Origin of the sequence: Streptomyces virginiae (genome assembly GCF_040638905.1) — a bacterium.
Taxonomy (GTDB): domain Bacteria; phylum Actinomycetota; class Actinomycetes; order Streptomycetales; family Streptomycetaceae; genus Streptomyces; species Streptomyces virginiae_B.
The window spans coordinates 152,083-174,328 of record NZ_JBEZYV010000004.1 but is presented as its reverse complement, the minus strand read 5'-3'; the positions used below and the strand labels follow the sequence as shown (position 1 = coordinate 174,328).

Genomic DNA, 22,246 nt, shown 5'->3' with positions numbered 1-22,246 from the left:
ACGCGTCTCATTCCACGACCAAGGTCAACCGGAAGATTCGTAGCTTCCTACGGGTAGGCCTACTGCTCGGCGAGCGCGCGGAGCCTGCTGAGCGCCCGGTGCTGGGCCACGCGCACGGCACCGGGGGACATCCCGAGCATCTGGCCGGTCTCCTCGGCGGTCAGCCCGACGGCCACCCGCAGGACGAGGAGTTCGCGCTGGTTCTCCGGAAGGTTCGCCAGCAGCTTCTTGGCCCAGGCGGCGTCGCTGCTCAGCAGCGCGCGCTCCTCCGGGCCGAGCGAGTCGTCGGGCCGCTCGGGCATCTCGTCGGACGGCACGGCCGTGCTGCCCGGGTGCCTCATGGCGGCCCGCTGCAGGTCGGCGACCTTGTGCGCGGCGATGGCGAAGACGAAGGCCTCGAAGGGCCGACCGGTGTCCCGGTAGCGCGGCAGCGCCATCAGGACGGCGACGCAGACCTCCTGCGCCAGGTCCTCCACGAAGTGGCGAGCGTCACCCGGAAGCCGTGACAGCCGGGTGCGGCAGTAGCGGATGGCGAGCGGGTGCACGAAGGCGAGCAGGTCGTGCGTGGCCTGCTCGTCACCCTCCACCGCCCGGCGGACCAGCGCGCTGACGCCCCCGGCACTGCCGCCTCCGGCGGCGCCGGTGGGGCCTGTGGCCGCGGGGGACCCCAGGGCCTCGTCGTCGCGCATCCGTCCATGGTGCCTTGGCGCCGGAGCATCCGCGGCACCGTGGCCCTTGTTGTGCGTCGAAGCGTTATGAGCGGGTGCGCCGGAACTCTGCATCTGCGCCCTCCCCTCCCGCTCGGCCGAATAGTCCCCGAGAGACTCCACACCCTCAAGGATGCGGCATCGCGCACGAAGCGAGACGTCCCCCGGATTGTGCCCCGCCAACCCCCGGGTGCGCACCGGGTACGGCGGGACGGGGCTACCGCGACGAGAAGGGGCGCCGGCAGGCGCCGGACGACGGCAAGAGCGGCGCGCCGCCCCGTCCACCGGTGGCGGACGGGACCGCTCTCGACGATCCGCGGTGTGCGGCGGAGCGGGCGGGGCCCGGCCGCGGCGGGTCAGCGGACGAGACCCCAGCGGAAGCCGAGCGCCACGGCGTGCGCGCGGTCCGAGGCGCCGAGCTTCTTGAAGAGCCGGCGGGCGTGCGTCTTGACCGTGTCCTCCGAGAGGAAGAGCTCGCGCCCGATCTCCGCGTTGGACCGGCCGTGACTCATGCCCTCCAGGACCTGGATCTCGCGCGCGGTGAGGGTGGGCGCGGCGCCCATCTCGGCGGAGCGGAGCCGGCGCGGGGCCAGCCGCCAGGTCGGGTCGGCGAGGGCCTGGGTGACCGTGGCCCGCAGCTCGGCGCGAGAAGCGTCCTTGTGCAGGTAGCCGCGGGCTCCGGCGGCGACCGCGAGGGCCACGCCGTCCAGGTCCTCGGCGACCGTCAGCATGATGATGCGGGCGCCGGGGTCGGCCGAGAGGAGGCGGCGCACCGTCTCCACACCGCCGAGCCCGGGCATCCGTACATCCATCAGGATCAGGTCGGAGCGGTCGGCGCCCCAGCGGCGGAGGACTTCCTCGCCGTTGGCAGCCGTCGTCACACGCTCGACGCCGGGCACGGTGGCAACCGCGCGACGGAGCGCCTCTCGGGCAAGCGGGGAGTCGTCGCAGACGAGGACGGAAGTCATGACCGCCCTCCGCAGCTGCTGATGCGCGTCACCTTGAGCCTCCAGGCTGGTACGTATCGTCACCTGTGCGGTCGATGCTCCCGGACACCTGTCCGAGAACTTGTGGGTTCAACCGCCTTCGCACTCTCAACGATGGTCACTCGAAAGAGTTACGGGTCGGACGGACACCTTCGGCACTCTACGTGAGGAAGCGATCACGACGGGGGAGGCGCGAGCTGCTTGTCCTCCATCTGGAGCTATGCCCTATTTGGCGGCTTTCCTTCCGTTTGGCACGTGTCTGAGGCTAGATTCCCAATGAGTCATATTTACATCTACTCCGACAGTAGGTGTGGAGACCCTTGGAGACATGGACCCGTATCCGCCTCAGTACCGGCACCAAGAGGACTACCAATGGCAGATTTCTCCCGCCTCCCCGGACCGAACGCCGACCTCTGGGACTGGCAGCTGCTAGCCGCCTGCCGCGGGGTCGACAGCTCCCTCTTCTTCCACCCGGAGGGCGAGCGGGGCGCGGCCAGGAGCGCGCGCGAGGCCTCGGCTAAAGAGGTCTGCATGCGATGCCCGGTTCGTTCGGAATGCGCTGCGCACGCACTCGCCGTCCGTGAGCCCTACGGGGTGTGGGGCGGCCTCACGGAGGACGAGCGCGAGGAACTGATGGGCCGCGCCCGGCATCGACTGATCCCCGCGTCGAGTGCGATCGGACCGATCGCGCCGCACTGAGAGCCGCCCAAACGACGGAAGGAACGTTTCCTCCGCGCCACCCCCCGCCTGCCCGAGCGTGTCGCCGCCAGGTCCCGGTTCACGCGTTCGGCCGTACGCGCCCCGGCGCGTACGGCCGCCGCGCAGGGCCGGGGTGTGCGGTCGGGGTGTACGGCCGGGGTGTACGGCCGGGGTGTACGGCCGGGCTGTGCGCTCACGCGTCCGGCCGGGCCCGCGTCAGCGCGTGGCCGCCGCCGCCCGCTCCAGCTCGGCCAGGGTCGCGGCCACGGCCGGCACCCGGGCCAGGTCGTACAGCGTCAGCGCCACGACCTCCCGCTCGACGGCCGGCTCGACGACGACCGTACTGACGCCCTTGGCCCGGACGGACTCCACCGCGAGCTCCGGCAGCACCGCGACGCCCAGCCCCGCGCCGACCAGGCCGACCACCGCCGGGTAGTCGTCGGTGGCGAAGTCGATCCGCGGGGTGAAGCCCGCCTCCTCGCACACCTCCACCAGATGGCGGCGGCAGCGCGGGCAGCCCGCGATCCAGGGCTCGTCGGCCAGCTCCGCCATGCCCACGCGCTCGGCCCCGGCCAGCGCGTGCCCCTCGGGGACCAGCCCCACGAGCCGGTCGGTCAGCAGCGGCCGCACCACGAGGTCGTCCCACTCGGCGGCGGACCCGGCGGACCCCCCGTAGCGGAAGGCCAGCGCCAGGTCGCAGTCGCCCTCGCGCAGCATCTCCACCGACCGCGGCGGTTCGGCCTCGACCAGGGAGATACGGGTGCCCGGGTGCTCGGCGCGCATCGCCGCGAGCGCGGTCGGCACCAGGGTGGAGCTGCCGCTGGGGAAGGACACGAGCCGTACCCGGCCCGCGCGCAGCCCGGCGATGGCCGCGACCTCCTCCTCGGCGGCGGTCAGCCCGGCCAGGATCCCGGCGGCGTGCCGGACCAGGGCCTCGCCCGCCTGGGTCAGCCGCATCTCGCGGCCGGTGCGGATGAGCAGCGGGGTGCCGGCCGACTGCTCCAACGCCTTCATCTGCTGGGAGACGGCGGGCTGGGTACAGCCGAGCTCACGCGCGGCGGCGGAGAAGGATCCGGTCCCGGCGACGGCGCGCAGTACCCGGAGATGACGTGCCTCGATCACCCTCCGAGCATAAGGCCCGCTTTCATCGCTGCGCGAATACCCCTGTGACGCTTTGGGGCAGCCCGGTTAGCCTGTGCTCATGGGTCCCATGCATCTGATCTCCGTGAACCTCGGCGCCGCCTCCCCTTCCGAGCACACCGACGCGAAGAGCGGGGTGACGGGCATCGGCAAGCGTCCCGTTCCCGGCCCGGTCCGCGTCCTCGCCCCCGGCGCGAAGGCGACCGGCCTCGGCAGCGGCCTGGAGGGCGACGCCGTCTGCGACCGCCGCCACCACGGCGGCGACCACCAGGCCGTCTACGCGTACGCCCGCGAGGACCTGGACCTGTGGGAGCGCGAGCTGGGCCGCGAGCTGCCCGGCGGGCTCTTCGGCGAGAACTTCACGACCTCCGGCATCGACCTGAACACCGCGCGGCTCGGCGACCGCTGGCGGGTCGGCACGGACCTCGTCCTCGAAGTGGCCTCGGCCCGCATCCCGTGCCGCACCTTCCAGGGGGTGCTGGGCGAGGCGGGTTGGGTCAGGCGGTTCACCCGGGAGGCCAGGCCGGGCGCGTACCTGCGGGTGATCCAGGAAGGCTCGGTCTCCCCCGGCGACCCCATCGAGATCATCCACCGGCCGGACCACGACGTGACGGTGCAGCTGTGGTTCCGCGCCTTCACCACCGAGCGCGCCCTGCTGCCGCGCACCCTGGCCGCGGGGGCGGCGATGGAGCCGGAGGCGCATGAGACCGTGCGCCAGTACGTCGAGAAGTACGGGGCCGGGGCCGGGGTGCGATAACGCTGTCATCCGGGGCCGCTAGGTTGCGCCTATGACGACTGCGTTGATTACGGGATCCACGGCGGGCATCGGCGCCGCCTTCGCCCGGCGGCTGGCCGCCCAGGGACACAACCTCGTGCTGGTGGCGCGCGACACCAAGCGGCTCGGCGAGCAGGCCACGGAGCTGCACGACCTGCACGGCATCGAGGCCGAGGTGCTGGCCGCCGACCTCTCCACGGAGGAGGGCATCGCGGCGGTGGAGAAGCGCCTCGGCGACCGTACGCACCCGGTCGACCTGCTGGTCAACAACGCGGGCTTCGGCAACAAGGGCCGCTACCTCGAGGTCTCCATGGCCGACGAGCTGACCATGCTGAAGGTCCACATCGAGGCGGTGCTGCGGCTGACCTCGGCGGCTTCGGAGTCGATGCGCTCGCGCGGCCGCGGCGGCGTGATCAACGTGGCCTCGGTGGCCGCCTTCGTACCCCGCGGTACGTACGGGGCCAGCAAGGCCTGGGTCGTGCAGTTCACCCAGGGCGCGGCGCGGGACATGGCGGGGTCCGGGGTCCGGCTGATGGCGCTGTGCCCCGGCTTCGTACGCACGGAGTTCCACCAGCGCGCCGGCATGGGCACGGACAACATCCCCGGCTGGATGTGGCTCGACGCCGACAAGCTGGTGGCGGCGGCGCTGGCCGACCTGGCGCGCGGGAAGACGGTGTCGATCCCGGACCCGCGGTACAAGGCGCTGATGGGCGTCGTGAAGCTGGCGCCGCGCGGGCTGCTGGGCGGGGTGTCCTCGAGTACGGGCCGCAAGTACGGGCCCCAGTAGCGCTCGTGACCCGTCGGTAGCTCCGTCGGAGCACCACCAAATCCGCCAAACGGGTCAACCCTCCCTAAACTGGACATGTCCCATCTCAGGCGGGAGGCGACGCGATGACATTCGTACAGGTGATCGATTATGAGACCACGCGGTTCGATGAGATGAACGCACTCATCGACCGCTGGGCGGAACAGAGCAGCGGCAGGCGCACCGCCACGCACACGATGATCGGCCAGGACCGCGAGGCCCGGAACCACTACGTGGACATGGTGGAATTCGCCTCGTACGAGGAGGCGATGAGGAACTCTCAGCTCCCCGAGACGGACCGGATGTTCCAGGAGATGGTGGCCCTCTGCGAGGGAATGCCGAAGTTCATGAACCTCGACGTGGTCCGCGACGAACACCTCAACAAGCAGCTCTGCAACCGGGTGTTCCAGGAAGCCGCCACGGCCGGCGACATGAGCGTCCTGGACGAGTGCTTCGCCACGAACTACATCGACCACGACGCCAGCAAGGAGGAACCCACCGTCATCGGACGCGAGGGCATGCGCTCCGACATGGAGACGTGGCGCGCGGCCTTCGACATGACCTTCGAGCCGATCGCCCAGGTGTCCGAGGGCGACATGGTCACGACGGTGTGGAACTGGCGCGGCACCCACAAGGGAGAGTTCATGGGGGTCGCACCGACCGGGAAGACGTACGAGATGTCCGGGACCACGACCTTCCGGTGCCAGGACGGAGAGATCATCGAGGGCTGGTGGCACTACAACCCCGGAGCCCTGCAGCGCCAGATGGGCGGAACCGGATCGCCCTACGGAACCTGAGCCCGAACACGGGGAAGGCCCCGCTCCGCGACTGCGGAACGGGGCCTTCGACGTGGAGCGGGGTCAGTGGCTGTGGCCGTGACCGTGGCCGTGACCGGCGTCGCCCTCGTCCTCCGCCGGCTTCTCGACGACCAGGGTCTCGGTCGTGAGCAGCAGGGAGGCGATGGAGGCGGCGTTCTCCAGCGCGGAACGGGTGACCTTCACCGGGTCGATGACGCCGGCCTTGACCAGGTCGCCGTACTCGCCGGTGGCGGCGTTGAAGCCCTGGCCCTTGTCGAGCTCGGAGACCTTCGAGGTGATGACGTAGCCCTCGAGGCCCGCGTTCTCGGCGATCCAGCGCAGCGGCTCGACGGCGGCGCGGCGCACGACCGCGACACCGGTGGCCTCGTCGCCCGACAGGCCGAGGTTGCCCTCGAGGACCTTGACGGCGTGGACGAGCGCGGAGCCACCGCCGGAGACGATGCCCTCCTCGACCGCGGCACGGGTCGCGGAGATGGCGTCCTCGAGACGGTGCTTCTTCTCCTTGAGCTCCACCTCGGTGGCGGCGCCGACCTTGATGACGCAGACGCCGCCGGCGAGCTTCGCCAGGCGCTCCTGCAGCTTCTCGCGGTCCCAGTCGGAGTCCGTGGACTCGATCTCGGCCTTGATCTGGTTCACGCGGCCGAGGACCTCGTCGGAGCTGCCCCCACCGTCGACGATGGTGGTGTCGTCCTTGGAGATGGTCACGCGGCGGGCGGAGCCCAGCACGTCCAGACCGGCCTGGTCGAGCTTGAGGCCGACCTCCTCGGCGATGACGGTGGCACCGGTGAGGGTCGCCATGTCCTGCAGCATCGCCTTGCGGCGGTCACCGAAGCCGGGGGCCTTGACGGCCACCGCGTTGAAGGTGCCGCGGATCTTGTTGACGACGAGGGTGGAGAGCGCCTCGCCCTCGACGTCCTCGGCGATGATCAGCAGCGGCTTGGAGCCACCCGCCTGGATGACCTTCTCCAGCAGCGGCAGGAGGTCCTGGATGGAGGAGATCTTGCCCTGGTTGATCAGGATGTACGGGTCGTCGAGGACGGCCTCCATACGCTCCTGGTCGGAGACCATGTACGGCGAGAGGTAGCCCTTGTCGAAGGCCATGCCCTCGGTGAACTCCAGCTCCAGGCCGAAGGTGTTGGACTCCTCGACGGTGATGACACCGTCCTTGCCGACCTTGTCCATCGCCTCGGCGATGAGCTCGCCGACCTGGGCGTCCTGCGCGGAGAGCGCGGCGACGGCGGCGATGTCGGACTTGTCCTCGATCGGGCGGGCCGTCGCGAGGAGCTCGTCGGAGACGGCCTTGACCGCGGCGTCGATGCCCTTCTTCAGGGCGGCCGGGGACGCGCCCGCGGCGACGTTGCGCAGACCCTCGCGGACCAGCGCCTGGGCCAGCACGGTGGCGGTGGTGGTGCCGTCACCCGCGATGTCGTTGGTCTTGGTCGCCACCTCCTTCACGAGCTGCGCGCCCAGGTTCTCGTACGGGTCGTCCAGCTCGACCTCGCGGGCGATGGTGACACCGTCGTTGGTGATGGTGGGGGCGCCGAACTTCTTGTCGATGACGACGTTGCGGCCCTTGGGGCCGATCGTCACCTTGACCGTGTCGGCAAGCTTGTTGACGCCGCGCTCGAGGGCGCGACGGGCGTCCTCGTCGAACTTCAGGATCTTCGCCATGGGAGCGGTTCAGCCCTCTCGAAAACTCGGTTTAACGGGCTGCGCCCCTCGCCGCCCGGCAATCAGCGGGGTGACCAGGGGCGCAGCTCAAAGCAGTACTGATGAAGAGAATTACTTCTCGACGATCGCGAGCACGTCGCGGGCCGAGAGGACGAGGTATTCCTCGCCGCTGTACTTCACTTCGGTGCCGCCGTACTTGCTGTAGAGCACGATGTCGCCGACGGTGACGTCCAGCGGGAGACGCTGGCCGTCCTCGAAGCGACCCGGACCGACCGCGAGGACGACGCCCTCCTGGGGCTTCTCCTTCGCGGTGTCCGGGATGACCAGGCCGGAGGCCGTGGTCTGCTCGGCGTCGAGCGGCTGGACCACAATGCGGTCCTCAAGCGGCTTGATGGCAACCTTGGAGCTGGCGGTCGTCACGATCCGACCTCCCCCTTCGGAGATCCGGGGTTAACTGTCTGAGGTGGCGACCAGGTCGATCCGTCGTCGCGGGTGCCGGATCTGCCTGTCGCTGTGTTGGCACTCACCGGGGGCGAGTGCCAGGTGCGAGACTATTCCGGCGATTAGCACTCGGTCAAGCGGAGTGCCAATTCCCGTCGGCCGGGCGTTGCGCGGATCCCCTGCGGGGGGCCTCGGCGGACCGGTCGGCACTGCGGAGCCGGCGGCCTCCAGCGGGCCCGAGCTGCGGCCGATTCCGGGCGGGCGGCCCGGCCGATCCCCTGCGGGGTGCTGTCGGTGTGCGGGTGGCCGGTGCCCCGCACGAGGATCTCCTGGGCTCGGTGGGGGCGAGCATCTCGCGGCCGCACCCGGCGAGTCCCGCCTCCCTCCCGGGCCGAGGAGCCTCCTGCACACCCCCACCCCACCGCCGGCTCCGGCAGCACCCACACCCGGGATCCCGGTACGCCTTCCCGCCCGGACCGGCTTCGCCAGTGCCCGGGGATCCCCGGGGCTTCGGAAGGAACCTTGGGAAGGCCATCAACGTCGTTGATGATATGAAGATAAAGCGCCTCATTGCCGAGCAGAACGGACCCAAAGCCTCCGCCGGCCCCGGCGAACGGAGCGCCTCCGCCGATCCGGGAGGCCCGCTACCCCCCGTGCCCTTCCCGTCCGCCCCCAGGGACGTCAGCGGCATCCCGTGCGTGGACTGAGGCCGCTGACGGCGGCGGGCGCCCGCCGTCGCACCGAGGCGCTGCTCCTCGCCTTCGTCATCGCCATCGCCGTCTTCGGGCACGCGGCCGCGGGCCTCGCGATGAACGGCGAGCTCCCGCCCAACCTCGCCGGCTTCACCATCAGCATGACGCTGCTGTCGCTGGTGGGACACCTGGGCGTGCGCCGCTTCGCGGCCTACGCGGACCCGCTCGTCTTCCCGCTCGCCATGCTGCTGACCGGGCTGGGGCTGGTGCTGATCCACCGCCTCGACCAGGGCTACATCGAACGGTGGAACTCGGACGCCAACGCCCCGGGCCAACTGCTGTGGACGGTGGTCGGCGTCGCCGCCTGCGTCGCGGTACTGGCCCTGCTGCGCGACCACCGGCTGCTCCAGCGGTTCATCTACATCACGATGGCCGTCGCGCTGGTGCTGCTGATCGCGCCGGCGTTCTTCGGCGCGGACAGGTACGGCGCCAAGCGGTGGATCATCCTCTTCGGCTTCTCGGTCCAGCCCGGCGAGTTCGTGAAGATCATGATCGCCGTCTTCTTCGCCGGCTACCTGGTCGTCCACCGCGACGCGCTGGCCCTGACCGGTCGCAGGTTCCTCGGCATGCGGCTCCCCCCGATGCGCCAGCTGGGACCCATCATCACGGTGTGGATCCTCTCGATGCTGGTGCTGGTCTTCGAGCGGGACCTGGGCACGTCGCTGATCTTCTTCGGCGTCTTCGTGGTGATGCTGTACGTCGCCACCGAGCGCACCAGCTGGATCGTGTGCGGCGTGCTCATGGCCTCGGCGGGCGCCTTCGTCGTCGGCTCGACGGAGCCGCACGTCAAGGCGCGCGTGGCGGCCTGGCTGAATCCGCTCTCCGTCTACTGGGAGAACCCTCCCCCGGGCGTCACCTCGGACCAGTCGGCGCAGGCGCTGTTCAGCTTCGGCACGGGCGGGATCTCGGGGACCGGCCTCGGCATGGGCCACCCCGAGCTGATCAAGTTCGCCGGCCGCAGCGACTTCATCCTCACGACGGTGGGCGAGGAACTCGGCCTGGCCGGGGTCATGGCCGTACTGATCCTCTACGGGCTCCTCGTGCAGCGCGGGCTGCGGATGGCCCTCGGCGCCCGCGACCCCTTCGGCAAGCTGCTGGCGGTGGCGCTGGCCTCGGCGCTGGCCCTGCAGGTCTTCGTGGTCGCCGGGGGCGTCACGGGCCTGATCCCCCTCACGGGCAAGGCACTGCCCTTCCTGGCCAAGGGGGGCTCGTCCCTCCTGGCCAACTGGATCATGATCGCCCTCCTCCTCCGCATCAGCGACAGCGCGGAGCGCCAACGCGAGGCGGACGCCGACGGCCCGGCGGAAACGACGATCACCCCGGTGGCGCGGGCGTAGGGGGCGGGGCGGCTTCGGGGGGATCCCCCCGGGCGGGATCAGAGAAGTCCTGGGGGTTTCCCGGCTGTCCTCGTATGTCCGGGGCGGGACGGTCGGTCAAGGGTGGAGCGCAGCGACATCGCGTAGCGACGCGACGAAGGAGCGCCCTTGACGGGCCGGTCCGACACGGAGAGACGATGGGACTGACGGGAAACCCCCAGCACATCCCTGACACCGACCGAGCGGCTCCCGACCATCCCGCAGCCGCCCTTACAGGTAGTCCTCCAGTCGCCCTATCCGGTAGCCCTGTTCCTGGATGCGCTGGAGCATGCGGGTCGTCATCTCGATTTCCGTCGCGCCCTTGAGTTCGGACGGGCCGCGGAAGTGGGCCAGGATGATGTCGCCGGGCTGGAGGGCGGAGCCCTGGGCGTACTGGAAGTTGTTGATCTGCATCGACACCCGCCACAGGAGCACCGACGAAACACCGCACTCCGAGGCCGCCCGGAGGGTGTCGTCGTTGTAGTTGCCGAAGGGCGGGCGGAAGAGCGGCGGGCGCTGGCCGAAGCGCTTTTCCAGCGTGTCCTGCTGGCCGCATATCTCCTTCTTCTGCGCCTCGAAGGAGAGGGTCCGCAGGTTCGGGTGGGTCAGCGTGTGGTTGTTCACCGTGCTCGCCGAGCCGTTGTCACGGAGCTTCTCGAAGTGCCCGTAGTCCGACGAGGCCACGCTGTCCGTGAGGAACATGCTGATCGGCAGCTTGAGATCGGCCGCCATCTTGAGGAACTCGGGGTCCTTCTCAGCGCCGTCGTCGAAGGTCAGGAAGACTGTCTTGTCCCCGGCCGGCAGGGGTATTCGGTCTATCACCGGGACCTTGCCGGGGGCCGCCTTCGGGATCTGCGGCTTCTGGGCGGGCTTCGGCGCGTACTGGACGGGGGCCGTCAGGCCCCACTTCTTGTACGCCTCGTCGGAGGCACCCCCCTGCCCACCCCCCTGCGCACCGCCGGAGTCCGGCGCAGGAGCCGTCGCCGACGCGGACGGCGCCGGCGACGGCTCCTGCGTCGCCTTGCGGCCCAGCCGTTCCATGGGGTCCACGCTCTCCCCGCACCCCGTCAGGGAGAGCGCGAGCGCGCCGGCCGCCAACGTTCCGGCTACCAACCGGCGCGCATACCTCACAAGTAGTCCTCCAGGCGAGCCACGGCATATCCCTTGTCCGTGACGGTCTTCATGACGTGACGGATCATGTCAGGCATCGTGCCCTTCCAGTCCTCCTTACCCCGGAAGTGCGTGAGGATGATGTCACCGGGGTGCAGGTCGCGGTCCCACTCGCGGTAGTCCATGCGGTTCGTGAACGCCTCGGCGTTCCACAGCGGGACGGCCTTGATGCCGCAGGACTTCGCCGCCTTGAGGGTGTCGTCGTTGTAGTTGCCGTACGGCGGCCGGAAGAGGGTCGGCCGCTTGCCGAACGTCTTCTGGATGGTGTCCTGCTGGCCGCAGATCTCCTCGCGCTGCTGCTCGTACGACAGCCCGGGCATGTAGCGGTGGTTGAGGGTGTGGTTGTTCAGGGTGACGCCGGCGGCCTGCATCTGCTTGAAGTACGGATAGTTGTCCTTCACCAGGTAGTCGCTGAGGAAGGCCGTGTACGGGATCTTCAGCTCCTGCATCATCTTCAGGAACTCGGGGTCCTTCTCGGAGCCGTCGTCGATGGTCAGGAAGACGACTTTGTCCTCCGTGGGGACGGTGGTGAAGACCGGGGGCAGTTCGTCCTCTTCGTGGTTCCACACCTCGAAGCCGTCGCGCGTGCTGATGTGGGGCTTCTCCTTCGGCGCCGCGGGGGCGGCGAGCGGCACCTTGCGCAGCCCCCACTTCTTCGCCGCGGCGATGCGCGCCTGCTGCAGTGCCTTGGCCTTCTCGGCGGCGCTGAGCGCACCCGCGGCGCCCGCCTCCGAGCCCTTGGCCGCCTTCGTCTTCTCGGCCTTGTCCGGCCCGCCCGACTCGCCGGAGCCGCAGGCCGTGCCGAGGGCGGCCACCAGCAGGGCGGCCACGGCCACCCCGAACCGGCCGCGCGCACCCGCTGCGTACCGGTGACCCAGTTGCGTCTTATCTTCCTTTTGTCCGACTAGCTGCATAGCTGCGCATCCTGGCATCCGACACGCGGGCTTCCGGGACGACACCGCGCACCGGGCTGCGACGTTCCTCCGACCGGCCCACACACCCCGTCGCCGACAATGGACCCGTGACCCCCGACGACTTCGCCGCCCTCCTCACCCCCGAGGGCCGCGCCCTCCTCGACTCGCTCCGCGACTACGACCCCGCCCAGGAGCTGGCCGTCGCCACCAGGCTGCGCCGCGAGCACCCCGCCGGGCTGGTCTCCGCGGCCCTCGGGCAGGCCCGGCTGCGGCAGCGCGCGGTGGCGAAGTTCGGGGCCGAGGACGCCTTCCGGATGTACTTCACCCCCGGCGGCGGCGAGATGGCCACCCGCGCGTCCGTGGCCTCGTACCGGGCCGAGCGGCTCGCGGCCCTCGGCGTACGAAGCCTCGCGGACCTGTGCTGCGGCATCGGCGGGGACGCCCTCGCCATGGCCCGCCTCGGCATCCGGGTGCTCGCGGTGGACCACGATCCGCTGACGGCCGCCGTCGCGCGCGCCAATGCCGAGGCTCTGGGCCTGGCGGACCTCATCGAGGTCCGGGAGGCCGACGTGACGGAGGTGGACACCTCCGGCCACGACGCCGTCTTCATCGACCCGGCCCGGCGCGGGGGCCGCGGTCGGATCTTCGATCCGGAGTCCTATTCGCCGCCGCTGTCGTGGGCCGTGGAGACGGCCCGCGCGGCGGAGTACGCCGCCATCAAGATCGCCCCCGGGATCCCGCACGAGGCGGTCCCGGCCGAGGCCGAGGCCGAGTGGATCTCCGACCAGGGGGACGTCAAGGAGGCCGTGCTCTGGTTCGGCACCGCCCCCGGGACCGTGCGCGCCACCCTGCTCCCCGGGCCGCGCGAGCTGCACACCGCCGATCCGCTGCCCGATCCGGAGGCCGGGCCGGTGGGCCGCTGGCTTTACGAGCCCGACGGAGCCGTGATCCGCGCCCATCTGGTCGCCGAGGTCGCCGAGCAGCTGAAGGGCCGGCTCATCGACCCGACCATCGCCTACGTCACCGCGGACGAGCTGCGCGCGACGCCGTACGCGACGGCGTACGAGATCACCGACGTGCTGCCTTTCGGTCTGAAGAAGCTGAAGGCCCTGCTGCGCGAGCGCGGGGTCGGGATCCTGACCGTGAAGAAGCGCGGTTCGGCCGTCGAGCCCGAGGAGCTGCGCAAGAAGGTCAAGCCGCAGGGACCGAACTCGGCGACCGTCTTCCTGACCCGGGTGGCGGGCGCCCCCTCGATGCTGATCGGCGCCCCCGCCGTGCCGCCTGCGGCGACGCTCGGGCAGTGACGTGCCGGGCGGCGCTGGGCGGGCACGGGCCGAGGCGTCGGCCCGGCTCCGGGCGGGAAGCCGCCCGCCCGGCCCGTCGGCCTCCGCAGGCCCGGCCGGCTAACCCCCGTCGACCTCCACCGACTCGAAGCGCCAGCGGTGCACCGCACGCGTGATCAGGTCGGCGGCCGGTTCGGGCAGTTCGGGCAGGTCCGCCGCGAGGCCCTCGGCCGCTTCCCACCAGGTGATCACGAGCACCCGGTCCTGCGGAGCCCGCAACACCTCGCGGCGCACCGGGTCCCGGGCCAGGACCTGGGCGCGGGCCCACTCCAGCAGCTCGTTGCCGCGGCCGTCGGCGGCCCGGGCCTCCCACATCAGGACGACGGTGCTCACGAGTACAGGTTGTCCTTGCTCAGCTCGTGCACGTGGTCGTGGTCGTGACTGTGGCCATGCCCGTGCCCGTGCGACTGGCCGTGATCGTGGCCGTGGGACGTCCCCGGCACGTGCGGGTCCGTGACCGGCAGCGAGGAGTCCGCCGAGAGGTCCCAGTCGGAGGCCGGCCGGTTCCGCTTGACCATCTCCGCGCCCAGCGCGGCCACCATCGCGCCGTTGTCCGTGCAGAGCTTCGGCCGCGGCACGCGCAGGGTGATCCCCGCGGCGTCGCAGCGCTCCTGGGCGAGCGAGCGGAGCCGGGAGTTGGCCGCCACACCGCCGCCGATCATCAGGTGGTCGACGCCCTCGTCCTTGCACGCCCGGATCGCCTTGCGCGTCAGGACGTCCACCACGGCCTCCTGGAAGGACGCCGCCACGTCGCGTACCGGCACCTCCTCGCCCGCGTTCCGCTTCGCCTCGATCCAGCGGGCCACGGCCGTCTTCAGGCCGGAGAAGGAGAAGTCGTACGCGGGGTCGCGCGAGCCCGTCAGGCCGCGCGGGAAGTTGATCGCCTTCGGATCGCCCTCCTTCGCGAGCCGGTCGATGACCGGGCCGCCGGGGAAGCCGAGCTGCAGCACGCGCGCGATCTTGTCGAAGGCCTCGCCCGCGGCGTCGTCGATGGTCGCGCCGAGCGGCCGTACGTCGGAGGTGATGTCGGGCGCCAGCAGCAGCGAGGAGTGTCCGCCGGACACCAGGAGCGCCATCGTCGGCTCCGGCAGCGGCCCGTGCTCCAGCTGGTCCACGCAGATGTGCGAGGCCAGGTGGTTGACGCCGTACAGGGGCTTGCCCAGGGCGTATGCGTAGGCCTTGGCGGCCGAGGTGCCCACCAGCAGCGCCCCGGCGAGGCCTGGTCCGGCCGTGACCGCGATGCCGTCGAGGTCGCGGGCGCTGACGCCGGCCTCCTTCAGGGCGCGTTCGATGGTGGGGACCATCGCCTCCAGGTGGGCCCGCGAGGCCACCTCGGGCACGACGCCGCCGAAGCGGGCGTGCTCGTCGACGCTCGACGCGATCGCGTCCGCGAGGAGGGTGGTGCCGCGGACGACGCCGACGCCGGTCTCGTCGCAGGACGTCTCGATGCCGAGGACGAGCGGTTCGTCAGCCATTGCTCTCACTGCTCTCAGTTCGTGCTTGTGCGGGGTCGGTCAGTCGCATGACGAGCGCGTCGACGTTGCCCGGCTGGTAGTAGCCGCGCCGGAAGCCGATGGGCTCGAAGCCGAAGCGCTCGTAGAGCTTCTGGGCGCGGGTGTTGTCCACGCGCACCTCCAGCAGCACCTCGGCGCACTCGAACGCGGTGGCGGCGCGCAGCAGGTCGGTCAGGAGCCGGGCGCCGAGCCCGGTCCCCCACTGGTCGCGGGCGGCCGCGATGGTCTGTACGTCGGCCAGGTCGCCGGCGGCGGCCAGCCCGGCGTAGCCGACGAGGCGGCCGTCGGCCGTCTCGGCGACGACGTAGCGGCGGGTGGCCTGCGGGCCGCGGGCGTGGGCCAGTTCGGACCAGAACATCCCGGCGGACCAGGCGTCCTCGGGGAAGAGGTCGTGCTCGAGTTCCAGCACCGGTGCGATGTCCCACCAGCGCATCTCGCGCAGAACCGTCTCGGCCGTGGTCACTGCGGGGTGACCACCTTGTAGTTCTTGGGCACCTGCGCGTCGGGGCGGCGCAGGTAGAGCGGGGTCGGAGGGAGGAACTCCGCGCCCGCCGCGAGTCGTTCCGCGGCGAGCGAGGCCAGTGCGGCGGCCGACTGGTGCTCGGGGCCGCGTGCGTCGGGGAACACCTCGGGGTACAGGAGCGCGCCCTGGCCCACCGCGGGCACTCCCGCGACCTGTTCGGCGATCTCCGCCGGGCGGTCCACGGCGGGCTCGCCGACGCGCGTGCGCGGGTCCTCGTAGCGTGCCCAGTAGACCTCCTTGCGCCGCGCGTCGGTGGCGACGGTGAAGGGGCCCTCGATCCCGGCGGTGCCCGCGGCGTAGGCGAGTCCGTCGAGCGTGCACAGGCCGTGGACGGGCACGCCCAGCACGGCGGCGAAGGTGGAGGCGGTGACGAGGCCGACGCGCAGTCCGGTGTAGGGGCCGGGTCCGACGCCGACCACGATGCCGGTGACGGCGTCGAGCTTCAGCCCGGCCTGGGCGAGGATCCGGTCCACGGAGGGGAGGAGCAGCTCCCCGTGGCGGCGGGCGTCGACCTGGCTGGACTCGGCGAGGACGGACTCGCCGTCGTGCAGGGCGACGGTGACGGCGGGCGTGGCGGTATCTACTGCGAGCAAGAGCACGCGAACAGCCTACGACTCCGGCGGCCGCGCCCCTTGCGCCCGGTCGTTGAGCGGGGCGGCTGCTACCTTTCGACCGAGGGATCACGAGGGATCACGTCAGCGCGGAGAGGTGGAGCAAGGTGGCACGCAGCAGCTCGGGAATCGTGGCCGGGCTCACCGCCGCGGCGATCGCCGCCGTCGGCTTCCTCGGCTACCAGGCCTCCGCCACGGCGCCGGCGCACCCCCCGCAGGCAGCCGCGCAGGAGCCGGCGCCCGCCCCGAGCCCCGCGGCCGCGGGCAAGCAGGATCCGGCGAAGCCGGTGCCCGTGCCGGAGGGTTCCGGCACCGGTGTGCGCGTCGTGTACTCGGTTGGTCAGAAGCGGGTGTGGCTGGTGGGGGACGCCGCTCAGCAGCAGCCGAAGTCGTTCCCGGTGATGCCGAGCACGGTGCATCCCAAGCCGGGCACCTACATCGTGGGTTCGCGTTCGGGCTCGGTCACGGGCTCGGACGGTGTGCCGATCGAACACGTCGTCCGGTTCGCCACCGCCGAGGGCGTGGCGGTCGGTTTCAGCGCCCGCGTGGACGGCACGACCCCGGAGCCCGACCCGAACAAGAAGACCGGCGGCATCCGCATGACGCGCGCCGACGGCGACGCGATGTGGGCCTTCGCGACGATCAATTCCAAGGTCGTCGTCACGCCCTGACGGGCCGCCCTTCCTTCACCCGTACGGGGGACCCGCCAGAGGCCGTTCGTGCGGTATGGGCCCATCAAGCCCCTTGGGGGCCGCCAGACCCCTTCAGGCCGCTTCGGATTCCGGAGCGGCCTGTTCGCGTACGCCGCCCTCGGGTCCGTCCTCGCCCGGTACGCGTTCTTCGCGTGAGGGCGGCGTCGAGACGGCCGTGGCGGCCATGCCGGCGGCGAGCAGTGCGTGCATGGGGACGGCGGACGGGCGGGGGTGGCGCTGTGCTCCTGCTGGTGCCGACATGGCTGCCTCCTGGGACCCCGGGACACCGTACTTAGGCATGCCTAAGAAACTCTCGGTACCATGTCATCACGAGGGCCGCCGCCGGCGCAATATCTTGCCGACGAGTTGTCGGTACGTTTACTCCGAGAGCGCTCCGGCCAGGGCGTCCAGCCCCGCTCCGGCGCCCCAGCGCGCCCCGACCCCGTGCATGGACACCTCGCGCACGTCGTCCAGCACCTCCTCGTGGCCGACGGCCCGCGCGATCACCACGTGCAGCCTGTCGTCGGAGAGCTCCTCGACCTTGCCGTCGCCCCACTCGACGACGACCACGGACTCGGGCAGCGAGACGTCGAGGTCCAGGTCCTCCATCTCGTCCAGCCCGCCGCCCAGGCGGTACGCGTCCACGTGCACCAGCGCCGGCCCGCCGGTCAGCGAGGGGTGCACCCGGGCGATCACGAAGGTCGGCGAGGTCACGGCCCCGCGCACGCCCAGGCCCTCGCCCAGGCCGCGGGTCAGCGTGGTCTTGCCGGCGCCCAGCTCACCGGTCAGCAGGACGAGGTCGCCCGGGCGCAGCAGGCCGGCGATCCGGCGGCCCAGCTCCTGCATCGCGTGGGGGGAGTCAACGGTGATCCGGGTCTGCGTGCCCTGCCCGGACTCAGCTTCCGGTGCCTGGCTGCGCTGTGCTTCCAGCGGTACTTCTTCCATGCACGCCAACGTTAGTCGCTACCGGGACCTGCACCGCCCCGGTGCGGGCCAGCAGCTCGATGAGCAACCGCGTCACCGTCTCCGGGCGCTCCAGCATCATCAGGTGCCCGGTGGACTCCAGGACGACGAGCTCGGCGGCGGGCAGCACGTCCTTGATGGCCACGCTGTGGCCCGGCGGGGTGATCATGTCCTTGTCCCCGGCGATGACGGTGACCGGGACGCCGGCGAACTGCTGGAGCGCGGCGGTCTTGTCGTGCGTCTGGAAGGCCGGGTAGAACTCCGCGACGACGTCGATCGGCGTGCCCTCGATGAGCCGCTCCGCGAAGCGCGCGACGCCCGCGTCCACGTCCCGGGAGCCGAACGAGTACATCTTGATCATGCCGGCGAAGAGGTCCGCGGTTGCCCGGCGGCCCTTCTCGACCAGTTCCACCTGCGACCCGAGGGCCTTCAGCACGCCCGGCAGGATCCTGCGCACGGCGCCCATGCCGGCGGCGGGGAGCCCGTACGTCACCTCGGCGAGGCGGCCGCTGGAGGTGCCGACCAGGGCCACGCCGACGACGCGGTCGCGTACGAGGTCGGGGTACTGCTCGGCGAATCCCATGATGGTCATTCCGCCCATCGAGTGACCCACCAGGATCAGGGGGCCCTCGGGGGCGGTGGCGTCGATGACGGCCTTCAGGTCCCGGCCGAGCTGCTCCATGGTCAGCGGCTCGCCGTCGGCCTGGGCCAGGCCGCGCGCGCTGCGTCCGTGGCTGCGCTGGTCCCAGTAGACGGCGCGGACCACTCCGCGCAGGGCCGCCCGCTGGAAGTGCCAGGAGTCCTGGGCGAGGCAGTAGCCGTGGCAGAAGACGACGGTGGCCGGGGGGTCGGCCTTGCGGCGCAGCCGGCGCCGCTTGCCGTCCTCGGGGAGCTCGTCGACCTCGTAGTAGAGCTCGGTGGCGTCCTCGGCCCGGCAGGTTCCCTCGGTGCCGCGCAGGGAGCCGTAGTCACCCGCGGCGTCGAGGGCCAGGCGGGCCTTGCGGCGCATGCCGCGTCCGACGGTGATCCGCTCGACCGCGACACCGGCCGCCGCGCCCGCGGCTATCACGCCGATGGCGGCGCCGGCCCAGCCGGCCCTGCGCCAGTTCTCGCTCACGCCGCCGCCCTCACTCCGTTCAGCCGCCCAGGTACACCCGGGGCACGCGCCCACCGATACGGGTGACGATCTCATACGCGATCGTGTGCGCCGCCTGTGCCCAGTCCTCGGCGGAGGGTTCACCGCGTTCCGCGTCCCCGAAGATGACGACCTCGTCACCGGCGCGGGCCCGGTCTGCGTCCAAGTCGACCACGAACTGGTCCATGGCGACGCGTCCGGCGACGTGGCGGATCTTGCCGCCGACGAGCACCGGGCCGGCCCCCGACGCGTGGCGCGGGATCCCGTCGGCGTAGCCGGCCGGGACCAGCGCGAGGGTCGTCTCGCCGCTGGTGACGTAGTGGTGGCCGTAGCTGACCCCGTGCCCGGCGGGGACCGTCTTGACCAGGGCGAGGGAGGCCTTGAGGGTCATGGCGGGCCGCAGGCCGAGCTGGGCGGGGGTCCCGATCTCGGGTGCGGGCGAGACGCCGTAGACGGCTAGGCCGGGGCGCACCAGGTCGAAGTGCGACTCGGGGAGGGTGAGGGTGGCGGGCGAGTTGGCCATGTGCCGGACCTCGGGGTCGATGCCCTCCTTCTCCGCGTACGCGAGCATCTCGCGGAAGGCGTCGAGCTGGAGCTTGATCGAGGGGTGGCCGGGCTCGTCGGCGCAGGCGAAGTGCGACCAGACGCCGGTGACCTTGACGGTGCCCTCGGCCTCGGCGGCGACGGCCGCGCCGACCAGGGCCTCCCAGTCGGCGGGCTGGCAGCCGTTGCGGCCGAGGCCGGTGTCGGCCTTGAGCTGGACGCGTGCGGTGCGGCCGGCCGCGCGAGCGGCCTCACACACCTCGTCGAGGGCCCACATTCCGCTGACGGAGACGTCCAGGTCGGCCTCGACGGCCTCGCGCCAGGGCCCGCCGGGGGTCCAGAGCCAGCACATGATCCGGCCTTCGAGCCCGGCGGCGCGCAGCGCGAGGGCCTCGTCGGGGGTGGCGGTCCCGAGCCAGGTGGCGCCGGCCTGCCGGGCGGCCCTGGCGCACTCCACTGCCCCGTGTCCGTAGGCGTTCGCCTTGACGACGGCCATCAGCTCGGACCGGGGCGCCCGCTCGCGCAGTGCGCGCACGTTGTCCCGTACGGCGTCAAGATCGATCTCGGCGTACACGCGCGTCGCTGTCTCGTTCATCGCCCACAGTCTCTCAGAACCCCCGCGCGGCCCTGGTGCGGGCGGCCGATGAGACGGACAATTCCTCCCCGCTCGGCGCGCAGGGCCGACGGGCGGGGCGCGGCCCGGACGCGCGCGGCGGACGGCCCGCCGGGCCCTGCGGGGCTGCGGCCGGTGGGCCGGGTGCGGGGCGCCGCTGCGCGGAGCCTCCTCCCCGCCCCGTCCTTTCTCCGTTTCCCGGGCTCTGCCCCGACCCGCGCCGCAAGCGCCGGCGGGGCCGGAGCGCCGGCCCGTCCGGCGGTTGCGCCCCCGCGCTCCGAGCTCAGGCGTGGCGGGTGTCGCGCCACGCGGAGGGGAGGGCTTCGGCCAACTGGTGGGCCAGCAGGGGGCCGCCCGTGCGGCGGGCCGCCAGGCCGTGGAGGTACGCGCCCGCCGAGCCGGCGTCCGCCCCGGACAGCCCGGCCGCCAGGAGGGAGCCGGCCAGTCCGGACAGCACGTCCCCGCTGCCCGCTGTGGCCAGCCACGGCGTGCCCGTCGGGTTCACCCGGACCGGCCGGCCGCCGGCGGAGGCGACCAGCGTCGTGGAACCCTTCAGCAGGACCGTCGCCCCGTACCGCTCCGCCAGCCGCCGTACGGCCGCCAGCCGGCCCGCCTCCACCGACTCCCGCGACACCCCGAGCAGCGCCGCGGCCTCCCCGGCGTGCGGGGTCAGCAGGGTCGGGGCCGTCCGCGCGCGCAGCACCGCCGGGTCCAGACCACGCAGTCCGTCCGCGTCGACGAGTACCGCCGCGTCGCCCGCGAGCAGGTCCGCGACCTCACCGGCGCGGCCCTCCCCCAGTCCCGGGCCGATCACCCACGCCTGTACGCGCCCGGGCCCGATGAGCGTCTCGGGGTAGCGGGCCAGGACGGCGTCCGCCGCCGGGCCGACGTAGCGCACCGCGCCCGCGCCGCCGCGGAGGGCTCCCGCGACGGCGAGCACCGCCGCTCCCGGGTACTGGGCCGATCCGGCGACGATCCCGACGACGCCGCGCCGGTACTTGTCGCTCGACGCCGTCGGCTCCGGCAGCAGCCCCGCCACGTCGGCGTGCTGGAGGGCCTCCAGTTCCGGCTCCGGCAGTTCCAGCCCGATGTCCACGAGGTGCGGGGCGCCGGCCCGGGAGGCGCCGGGATCGATCAGCAGTCCCGGTTTGTACGCCCCGAACGTCACGGTCAGGTCGGCGGTGACGGCGGGTCCCGCCACCTCCCCGGTGTCGGCGTCCACCCCGCTGGGCAGGTCCACGGCGACCACGGGGGCCCCGGAGGGGATCCGCTCCGCCAGCGCGGCGCCCGCGGGCCGCAGCCCGCCCCGGCCGCCGATCCCGAGCAGCCCGTCGACCACCAGGTCCGCCCGCTGCGGTACGGCCTGCTCCACCCGCCCGCCGGCGGCCCGCAGTGCGGCCAGCCCGCCGGCGTGCATCCGTTCGGGGTCCATCGGCACGGCCGTCACCCCGGCGCCGCGCCGCGCCAGCCGGGCCCCGGCGTACAGGGTGTCGCCGCCGTTGTCGCCGGGGCCGACGAGCAGCACGACCCGTGCCCCGTAGACCCGGCCGCGGCGCCGTGTCAGCAGTCCCGCGCAGGCGGCGGCCAGCCCGGCCGCCGCCCGATGCATCAGGGCGCCCTCCGGCAGCCGGGCCATCAACTCCCGCTCGGCGGCCCGTACGGTGTCCACGCTGTAAGCAGTACGCATGGGGTCAACCCTCGGCGATCACCACGGCGGAGGCCACACCGGCGTCGTGGCTCAGCGAGATGTGCCAGGACTTCACGCCCAGCGCCACCGCCCGCGCCTGGACCGTTCCCGACACCCGCAGCCGCGGCTGCCCGCTGTCCTCCACGTAGACCTCGGCATCGGTCCACAGCAGTCCGGCCGGCGCACCGAGCGCCTTGGCCAGCGCCTCCTTGGCGGCGAACCGCGCGGCGAGCGAGGCGGTCCCGCGCCGCTCACCGCTCGGCAGCGTCAACTCGGCCTCGACGAACAGCCGCCCGGCGAGGCCCGGCGTGCGCGCCAGCGCCGCGCCGAACCGTTCGATCTCCGCCACATCGATCCCGACGCCGACAATCACTTGGCCTACCCCACTA

24 protein-coding genes are annotated in these 22,246 nt (G+C 72.2%); 7 read left to right on the top strand and 17 right to left on the bottom strand.

Features of this window, described 5'->3' with window-relative positions:
• Positions 1-59: 59 nt before the first annotated feature.
• Together AB0F82_RS08725 and AB0F82_RS08720 are read right to left on the bottom strand one after the other, a co-directional pair.
• A complete protein-coding gene (locus AB0F82_RS08725) occupies positions 60-689 on the bottom strand; it encodes a sigma-70 family RNA polymerase sigma factor (protein ID WP_030659530.1) in 630 nt (209 codons plus the stop codon).
• A 374-nt stretch (positions 690-1,063) separates the two neighbouring features.
• On the bottom strand, positions 1,064-1,675 hold the full coding sequence (locus tag AB0F82_RS08720; protein WP_003948568.1) for a response regulator transcription factor: 612 nt from the start codon (positions 1,673-1,675) through the stop codon (positions 1,064-1,066).
• A gap of 390 nt (positions 1,676-2,065) precedes the next feature.
• Here AB0F82_RS08720 and AB0F82_RS08715 point away from each other — a divergent pair, with 390 nt between their 5' ends.
• Positions 2,066-2,392, top strand: coding sequence for a WhiB family transcriptional regulator (locus AB0F82_RS08715; RefSeq protein ID WP_030027725.1), 327 nt, complete (start codon positions 2,066-2,068; stop codon positions 2,390-2,392).
• 216 nt (positions 2,393-2,608) lie between these two features.
• Here the strand turns inward: AB0F82_RS08715 and AB0F82_RS08710 are convergent, their stop codons facing one another.
• Complete coding sequence (locus tag AB0F82_RS08710; protein WP_356811200.1) at positions 2,609-3,514, bottom strand: LysR family transcriptional regulator; 906 nt, start codon at positions 3,512-3,514, stop codon at positions 2,609-2,611.
• An 88-nt stretch (positions 3,515-3,602) separates the two neighbouring features.
• Here AB0F82_RS08710 and AB0F82_RS08705 point away from each other — a divergent pair, with 88 nt between their 5' ends.
• From AB0F82_RS08705 to AB0F82_RS08695, 3 genes are all read left to right on the top strand, one after another.
• Entirely contained in the window at positions 3,603-4,289 is a 687-nt protein-coding gene (locus AB0F82_RS08705; RefSeq protein ID WP_362625332.1) for an MOSC domain-containing protein, read from the top strand.
• A 31-nt stretch (positions 4,290-4,320) separates the two neighbouring features.
• The gene (locus AB0F82_RS08700) at positions 4,321-5,094 is read left to right on the top strand and encodes an SDR family NAD(P)-dependent oxidoreductase (RefSeq protein ID WP_362625100.1); all 774 of its coding nucleotides are present in this window, start codon (positions 4,321-4,323) and stop codon (positions 5,092-5,094) included.
• A 104-nt stretch (positions 5,095-5,198) separates the two neighbouring features.
• Complete coding sequence (locus AB0F82_RS08695) at positions 5,199-5,909, top strand: ester cyclase (RefSeq protein ID WP_356811202.1); 711 nt, start codon at positions 5,199-5,201, stop codon at positions 5,907-5,909.
• 63 nt (positions 5,910-5,972) lie between these two features.
• Here the strand turns inward: AB0F82_RS08695 and groL are convergent, their stop codons facing one another.
• Positions 5,973-7,601, bottom strand: a complete 1,629-nt coding sequence (gene groL, locus AB0F82_RS08690; protein ID WP_362625098.1) for a chaperonin GroEL — start codon at positions 7,599-7,601, stop codon at positions 5,973-5,975.
• A gap of 111 nt (positions 7,602-7,712) precedes the next feature.
• Positions 7,713-8,021, bottom strand: coding sequence for a co-chaperone GroES (gene groES, locus AB0F82_RS08685; RefSeq protein ID WP_030011064.1), 309 nt, complete (start codon positions 8,019-8,021; stop codon positions 7,713-7,715).
• A gap of 715 nt (positions 8,022-8,736) precedes the next feature.
• On the opposite strand from groES, the gene AB0F82_RS08680 reads away from it, so the two are divergent.
• The gene (locus AB0F82_RS08680) at positions 8,737-10,131 is read left to right on the top strand and encodes an FtsW/RodA/SpoVE family cell cycle protein (RefSeq protein WP_362625096.1); all 1,395 of its coding nucleotides are present in this window, start codon (positions 8,737-8,739) and stop codon (positions 10,129-10,131) included.
• Between the two features lie 249 nt (positions 10,132-10,380).
• Here the strand turns inward: AB0F82_RS08680 and AB0F82_RS08675 are convergent, their stop codons facing one another.
• Together AB0F82_RS08675 and AB0F82_RS08670 are read right to left on the bottom strand one after the other, a co-directional pair.
• Positions 10,381-11,262: a polysaccharide deacetylase family protein gene (locus AB0F82_RS08675; protein WP_362625094.1), complete on the bottom strand. Its 882-nt coding sequence runs from the start codon at positions 11,260-11,262 to the stop codon at positions 10,381-10,383.
• A 14-nt stretch (positions 11,263-11,276) separates the two neighbouring features.
• The gene (locus AB0F82_RS08670) at positions 11,277-12,233 is read right to left on the bottom strand and encodes a polysaccharide deacetylase family protein (RefSeq protein ID WP_436842055.1); all 957 of its coding nucleotides are present in this window, start codon (positions 12,231-12,233) and stop codon (positions 11,277-11,279) included.
• A gap of 107 nt (positions 12,234-12,340) precedes the next feature.
• Between AB0F82_RS08670 and AB0F82_RS08665 the strand changes: the two genes are divergently transcribed.
• On the top strand, positions 12,341-13,537 hold the full coding sequence (locus AB0F82_RS08665) for a class I SAM-dependent methyltransferase (RefSeq protein ID WP_362625090.1): 1,197 nt from the start codon (positions 12,341-12,343) through the stop codon (positions 13,535-13,537).
• Between the two features lie 99 nt (positions 13,538-13,636).
• On the opposite strand, the gene AB0F82_RS08660 is transcribed toward AB0F82_RS08665, so the two are convergent.
• Genes AB0F82_RS08660 through tsaB form a run of 4 tightly spaced genes read right to left on the bottom strand, consistent with a single transcriptional unit; the run spans position 13,637 to position 16,212 of the window.
• Positions 13,637-13,909: a hypothetical protein gene (locus tag AB0F82_RS08660; protein ID WP_362625088.1), complete on the bottom strand. Its 273-nt coding sequence runs from the start codon at positions 13,907-13,909 to the stop codon at positions 13,637-13,639.
• Positions 13,906-15,051, bottom strand: coding sequence for a tRNA (adenosine(37)-N6)-threonylcarbamoyltransferase complex transferase subunit TsaD (gene tsaD, locus AB0F82_RS08655; RefSeq protein ID WP_356811209.1), 1,146 nt, complete (start codon positions 15,049-15,051; stop codon positions 13,906-13,908). Before tsaD ends, AB0F82_RS08660 begins: the two co-directional genes overlap by 4 nt.
• Positions 15,044-15,523, bottom strand: coding sequence for a ribosomal protein S18-alanine N-acetyltransferase (gene rimI, locus AB0F82_RS08650; RefSeq protein ID WP_030653711.1), 480 nt, complete (start codon positions 15,521-15,523; stop codon positions 15,044-15,046). The genes tsaD and rimI overlap by 8 nt, the downstream gene beginning before the upstream one ends.
• 26 nt (positions 15,524-15,549) lie before the next feature.
• Positions 15,550-16,212, bottom strand: a complete 663-nt coding sequence (gene tsaB, locus AB0F82_RS08645; RefSeq protein ID WP_362625085.1) for a tRNA (adenosine(37)-N6)-threonylcarbamoyltransferase complex dimerization subunit type 1 TsaB — start codon at positions 16,210-16,212, stop codon at positions 15,550-15,552.
• A 119-nt stretch (positions 16,213-16,331) separates the two neighbouring features.
• Here tsaB and AB0F82_RS08640 point away from each other — a divergent pair, with 119 nt between their 5' ends.
• A complete protein-coding gene (locus tag AB0F82_RS08640) occupies positions 16,332-16,895 on the top strand; it encodes a hypothetical protein (RefSeq protein WP_356811211.1) in 564 nt (187 codons plus the stop codon).
• Between the two features lie 93 nt (positions 16,896-16,988).
• Here the strand turns inward: AB0F82_RS08640 and AB0F82_RS08635 are convergent, their stop codons facing one another.
• The 6 genes from AB0F82_RS08635 to AB0F82_RS08610 all read right to left on the bottom strand — a co-directional run bounded on the left by AB0F82_RS08635 (position 16,989) and on the right by AB0F82_RS08610 (position 22,230).
• Entirely contained in the window at positions 16,989-17,177 is a 189-nt protein-coding gene (locus AB0F82_RS08635) for a hypothetical protein (RefSeq protein WP_356811212.1), read from the bottom strand.
• Positions 17,178-17,294: 117 nt separating this feature from the next.
• A complete protein-coding gene (tsaE, locus tag AB0F82_RS08630) occupies positions 17,295-17,861 on the bottom strand; it encodes a tRNA (adenosine(37)-N6)-threonylcarbamoyltransferase complex ATPase subunit type 1 TsaE (protein ID WP_356811213.1) in 567 nt (188 codons plus the stop codon).
• Positions 17,812-19,071, bottom strand: coding sequence for an alpha/beta fold hydrolase (locus tag AB0F82_RS08625; protein ID WP_436840739.1), 1,260 nt, complete (start codon positions 19,069-19,071; stop codon positions 17,812-17,814). The genes tsaE and AB0F82_RS08625 overlap by 50 nt, the downstream gene beginning before the upstream one ends.
• A complete protein-coding gene (gene alr / locus AB0F82_RS08620; protein WP_362625081.1) occupies positions 19,016-20,152 on the bottom strand; it encodes an alanine racemase in 1,137 nt (378 codons plus the stop codon). The genes AB0F82_RS08625 and alr overlap by 56 nt, the downstream gene beginning before the upstream one ends.
• A 301-nt stretch (positions 20,153-20,453) precedes the next feature.
• Positions 20,454-21,857 carry an NAD(P)H-hydrate dehydratase gene (locus tag AB0F82_RS08615; RefSeq protein ID WP_362625079.1) on the bottom strand — a complete coding sequence of 468 codons (1,404 nt, stop codon included), beginning with the start codon at positions 21,855-21,857 and terminating at the stop codon, positions 20,454-20,456.
• A 4-nt stretch (positions 21,858-21,861) separates the two neighbouring features.
• Positions 21,862-22,230: a holo-ACP synthase gene (locus tag AB0F82_RS08610; RefSeq protein ID WP_356811217.1), complete on the bottom strand. Its 369-nt coding sequence runs from the start codon at positions 22,228-22,230 to the stop codon at positions 21,862-21,864.
• Positions 22,231-22,246: the final 16 nt, after the last annotated feature.

Excerpts from the sequence above, each read along its gene's own strand:
- AB0F82_RS08725 (WP_030659530.1), bottom strand. The coding sequence starts at position 689 with ATGCGCGACGACGAGGCCCTGGGGTCCCCCGCGGCCACAGGCCCCACC.
- AB0F82_RS08720 (WP_003948568.1), bottom strand. The coding sequence starts at position 1,675 with ATGACTTCCGTCCTCGTCTGCGACGACTCCCCGCTTGCCCGAGAGGCG.
- AB0F82_RS08715 (WP_030027725.1), top strand. The coding sequence starts at position 2,066 with ATGGCAGATTTCTCCCGCCTCCCCGGACCGAACGCCGACCTCTGGGAC.
- AB0F82_RS08705 (WP_362625332.1), top strand. The coding sequence starts at position 3,603 with ATGCATCTGATCTCCGTGAACCTCGGCGCCGCCTCCCCTTCCGAGCAC.
- AB0F82_RS08700 (WP_362625100.1), top strand. The coding sequence starts at position 4,321 with ATGACGACTGCGTTGATTACGGGATCCACGGCGGGCATCGGCGCCGCC.
- AB0F82_RS08695 (WP_356811202.1), top strand. The coding sequence starts at position 5,199 with ATGACATTCGTACAGGTGATCGATTATGAGACCACGCGGTTCGATGAG.
- groL (WP_362625098.1), bottom strand. The coding sequence starts at position 7,601 with ATGGCGAAGATCCTGAAGTTCGACGAGGACGCCCGTCGCGCCCTCGAG.
- AB0F82_RS08670 (WP_436842055.1), bottom strand. The coding sequence starts at position 12,233 with ATGCAGCTAGTCGGACAAAAGGAAGATAAGACGCAACTGGGTCACCGG.
- tsaD (WP_356811209.1), bottom strand. The coding sequence starts at position 15,051 with ATGGCTGACGAACCGCTCGTCCTCGGCATCGAGACGTCCTGCGACGAG.
- rimI (WP_030653711.1), bottom strand. The coding sequence starts at position 15,523 with ATGCGCTGGTGGGACATCGCACCGGTGCTGGAACTCGAGCACGACCTC.
- AB0F82_RS08635 (WP_356811212.1), bottom strand. The coding sequence starts at position 17,177 with ATGTCGGCACCAGCAGGAGCACAGCGCCACCCCCGCCCGTCCGCCGTC.
- tsaE (WP_356811213.1), bottom strand. The coding sequence starts at position 17,861 with ATGGAAGAAGTACCGCTGGAAGCACAGCGCAGCCAGGCACCGGAAGCT.
- AB0F82_RS08625 (WP_436840739.1), bottom strand. The coding sequence starts at position 19,071 with ATGAGATCGTCACCCGTATCGGTGGGCGCGTGCCCCGGGTGTACCTGG.
- alr (WP_362625081.1), bottom strand. The coding sequence starts at position 20,152 with ATGAACGAGACAGCGACGCGCGTGTACGCCGAGATCGATCTTGACGCC.
- AB0F82_RS08615 (WP_362625079.1), bottom strand. The coding sequence starts at position 21,857 with ATGCGTACTGCTTACAGCGTGGACACCGTACGGGCCGCCGAGCGGGAG.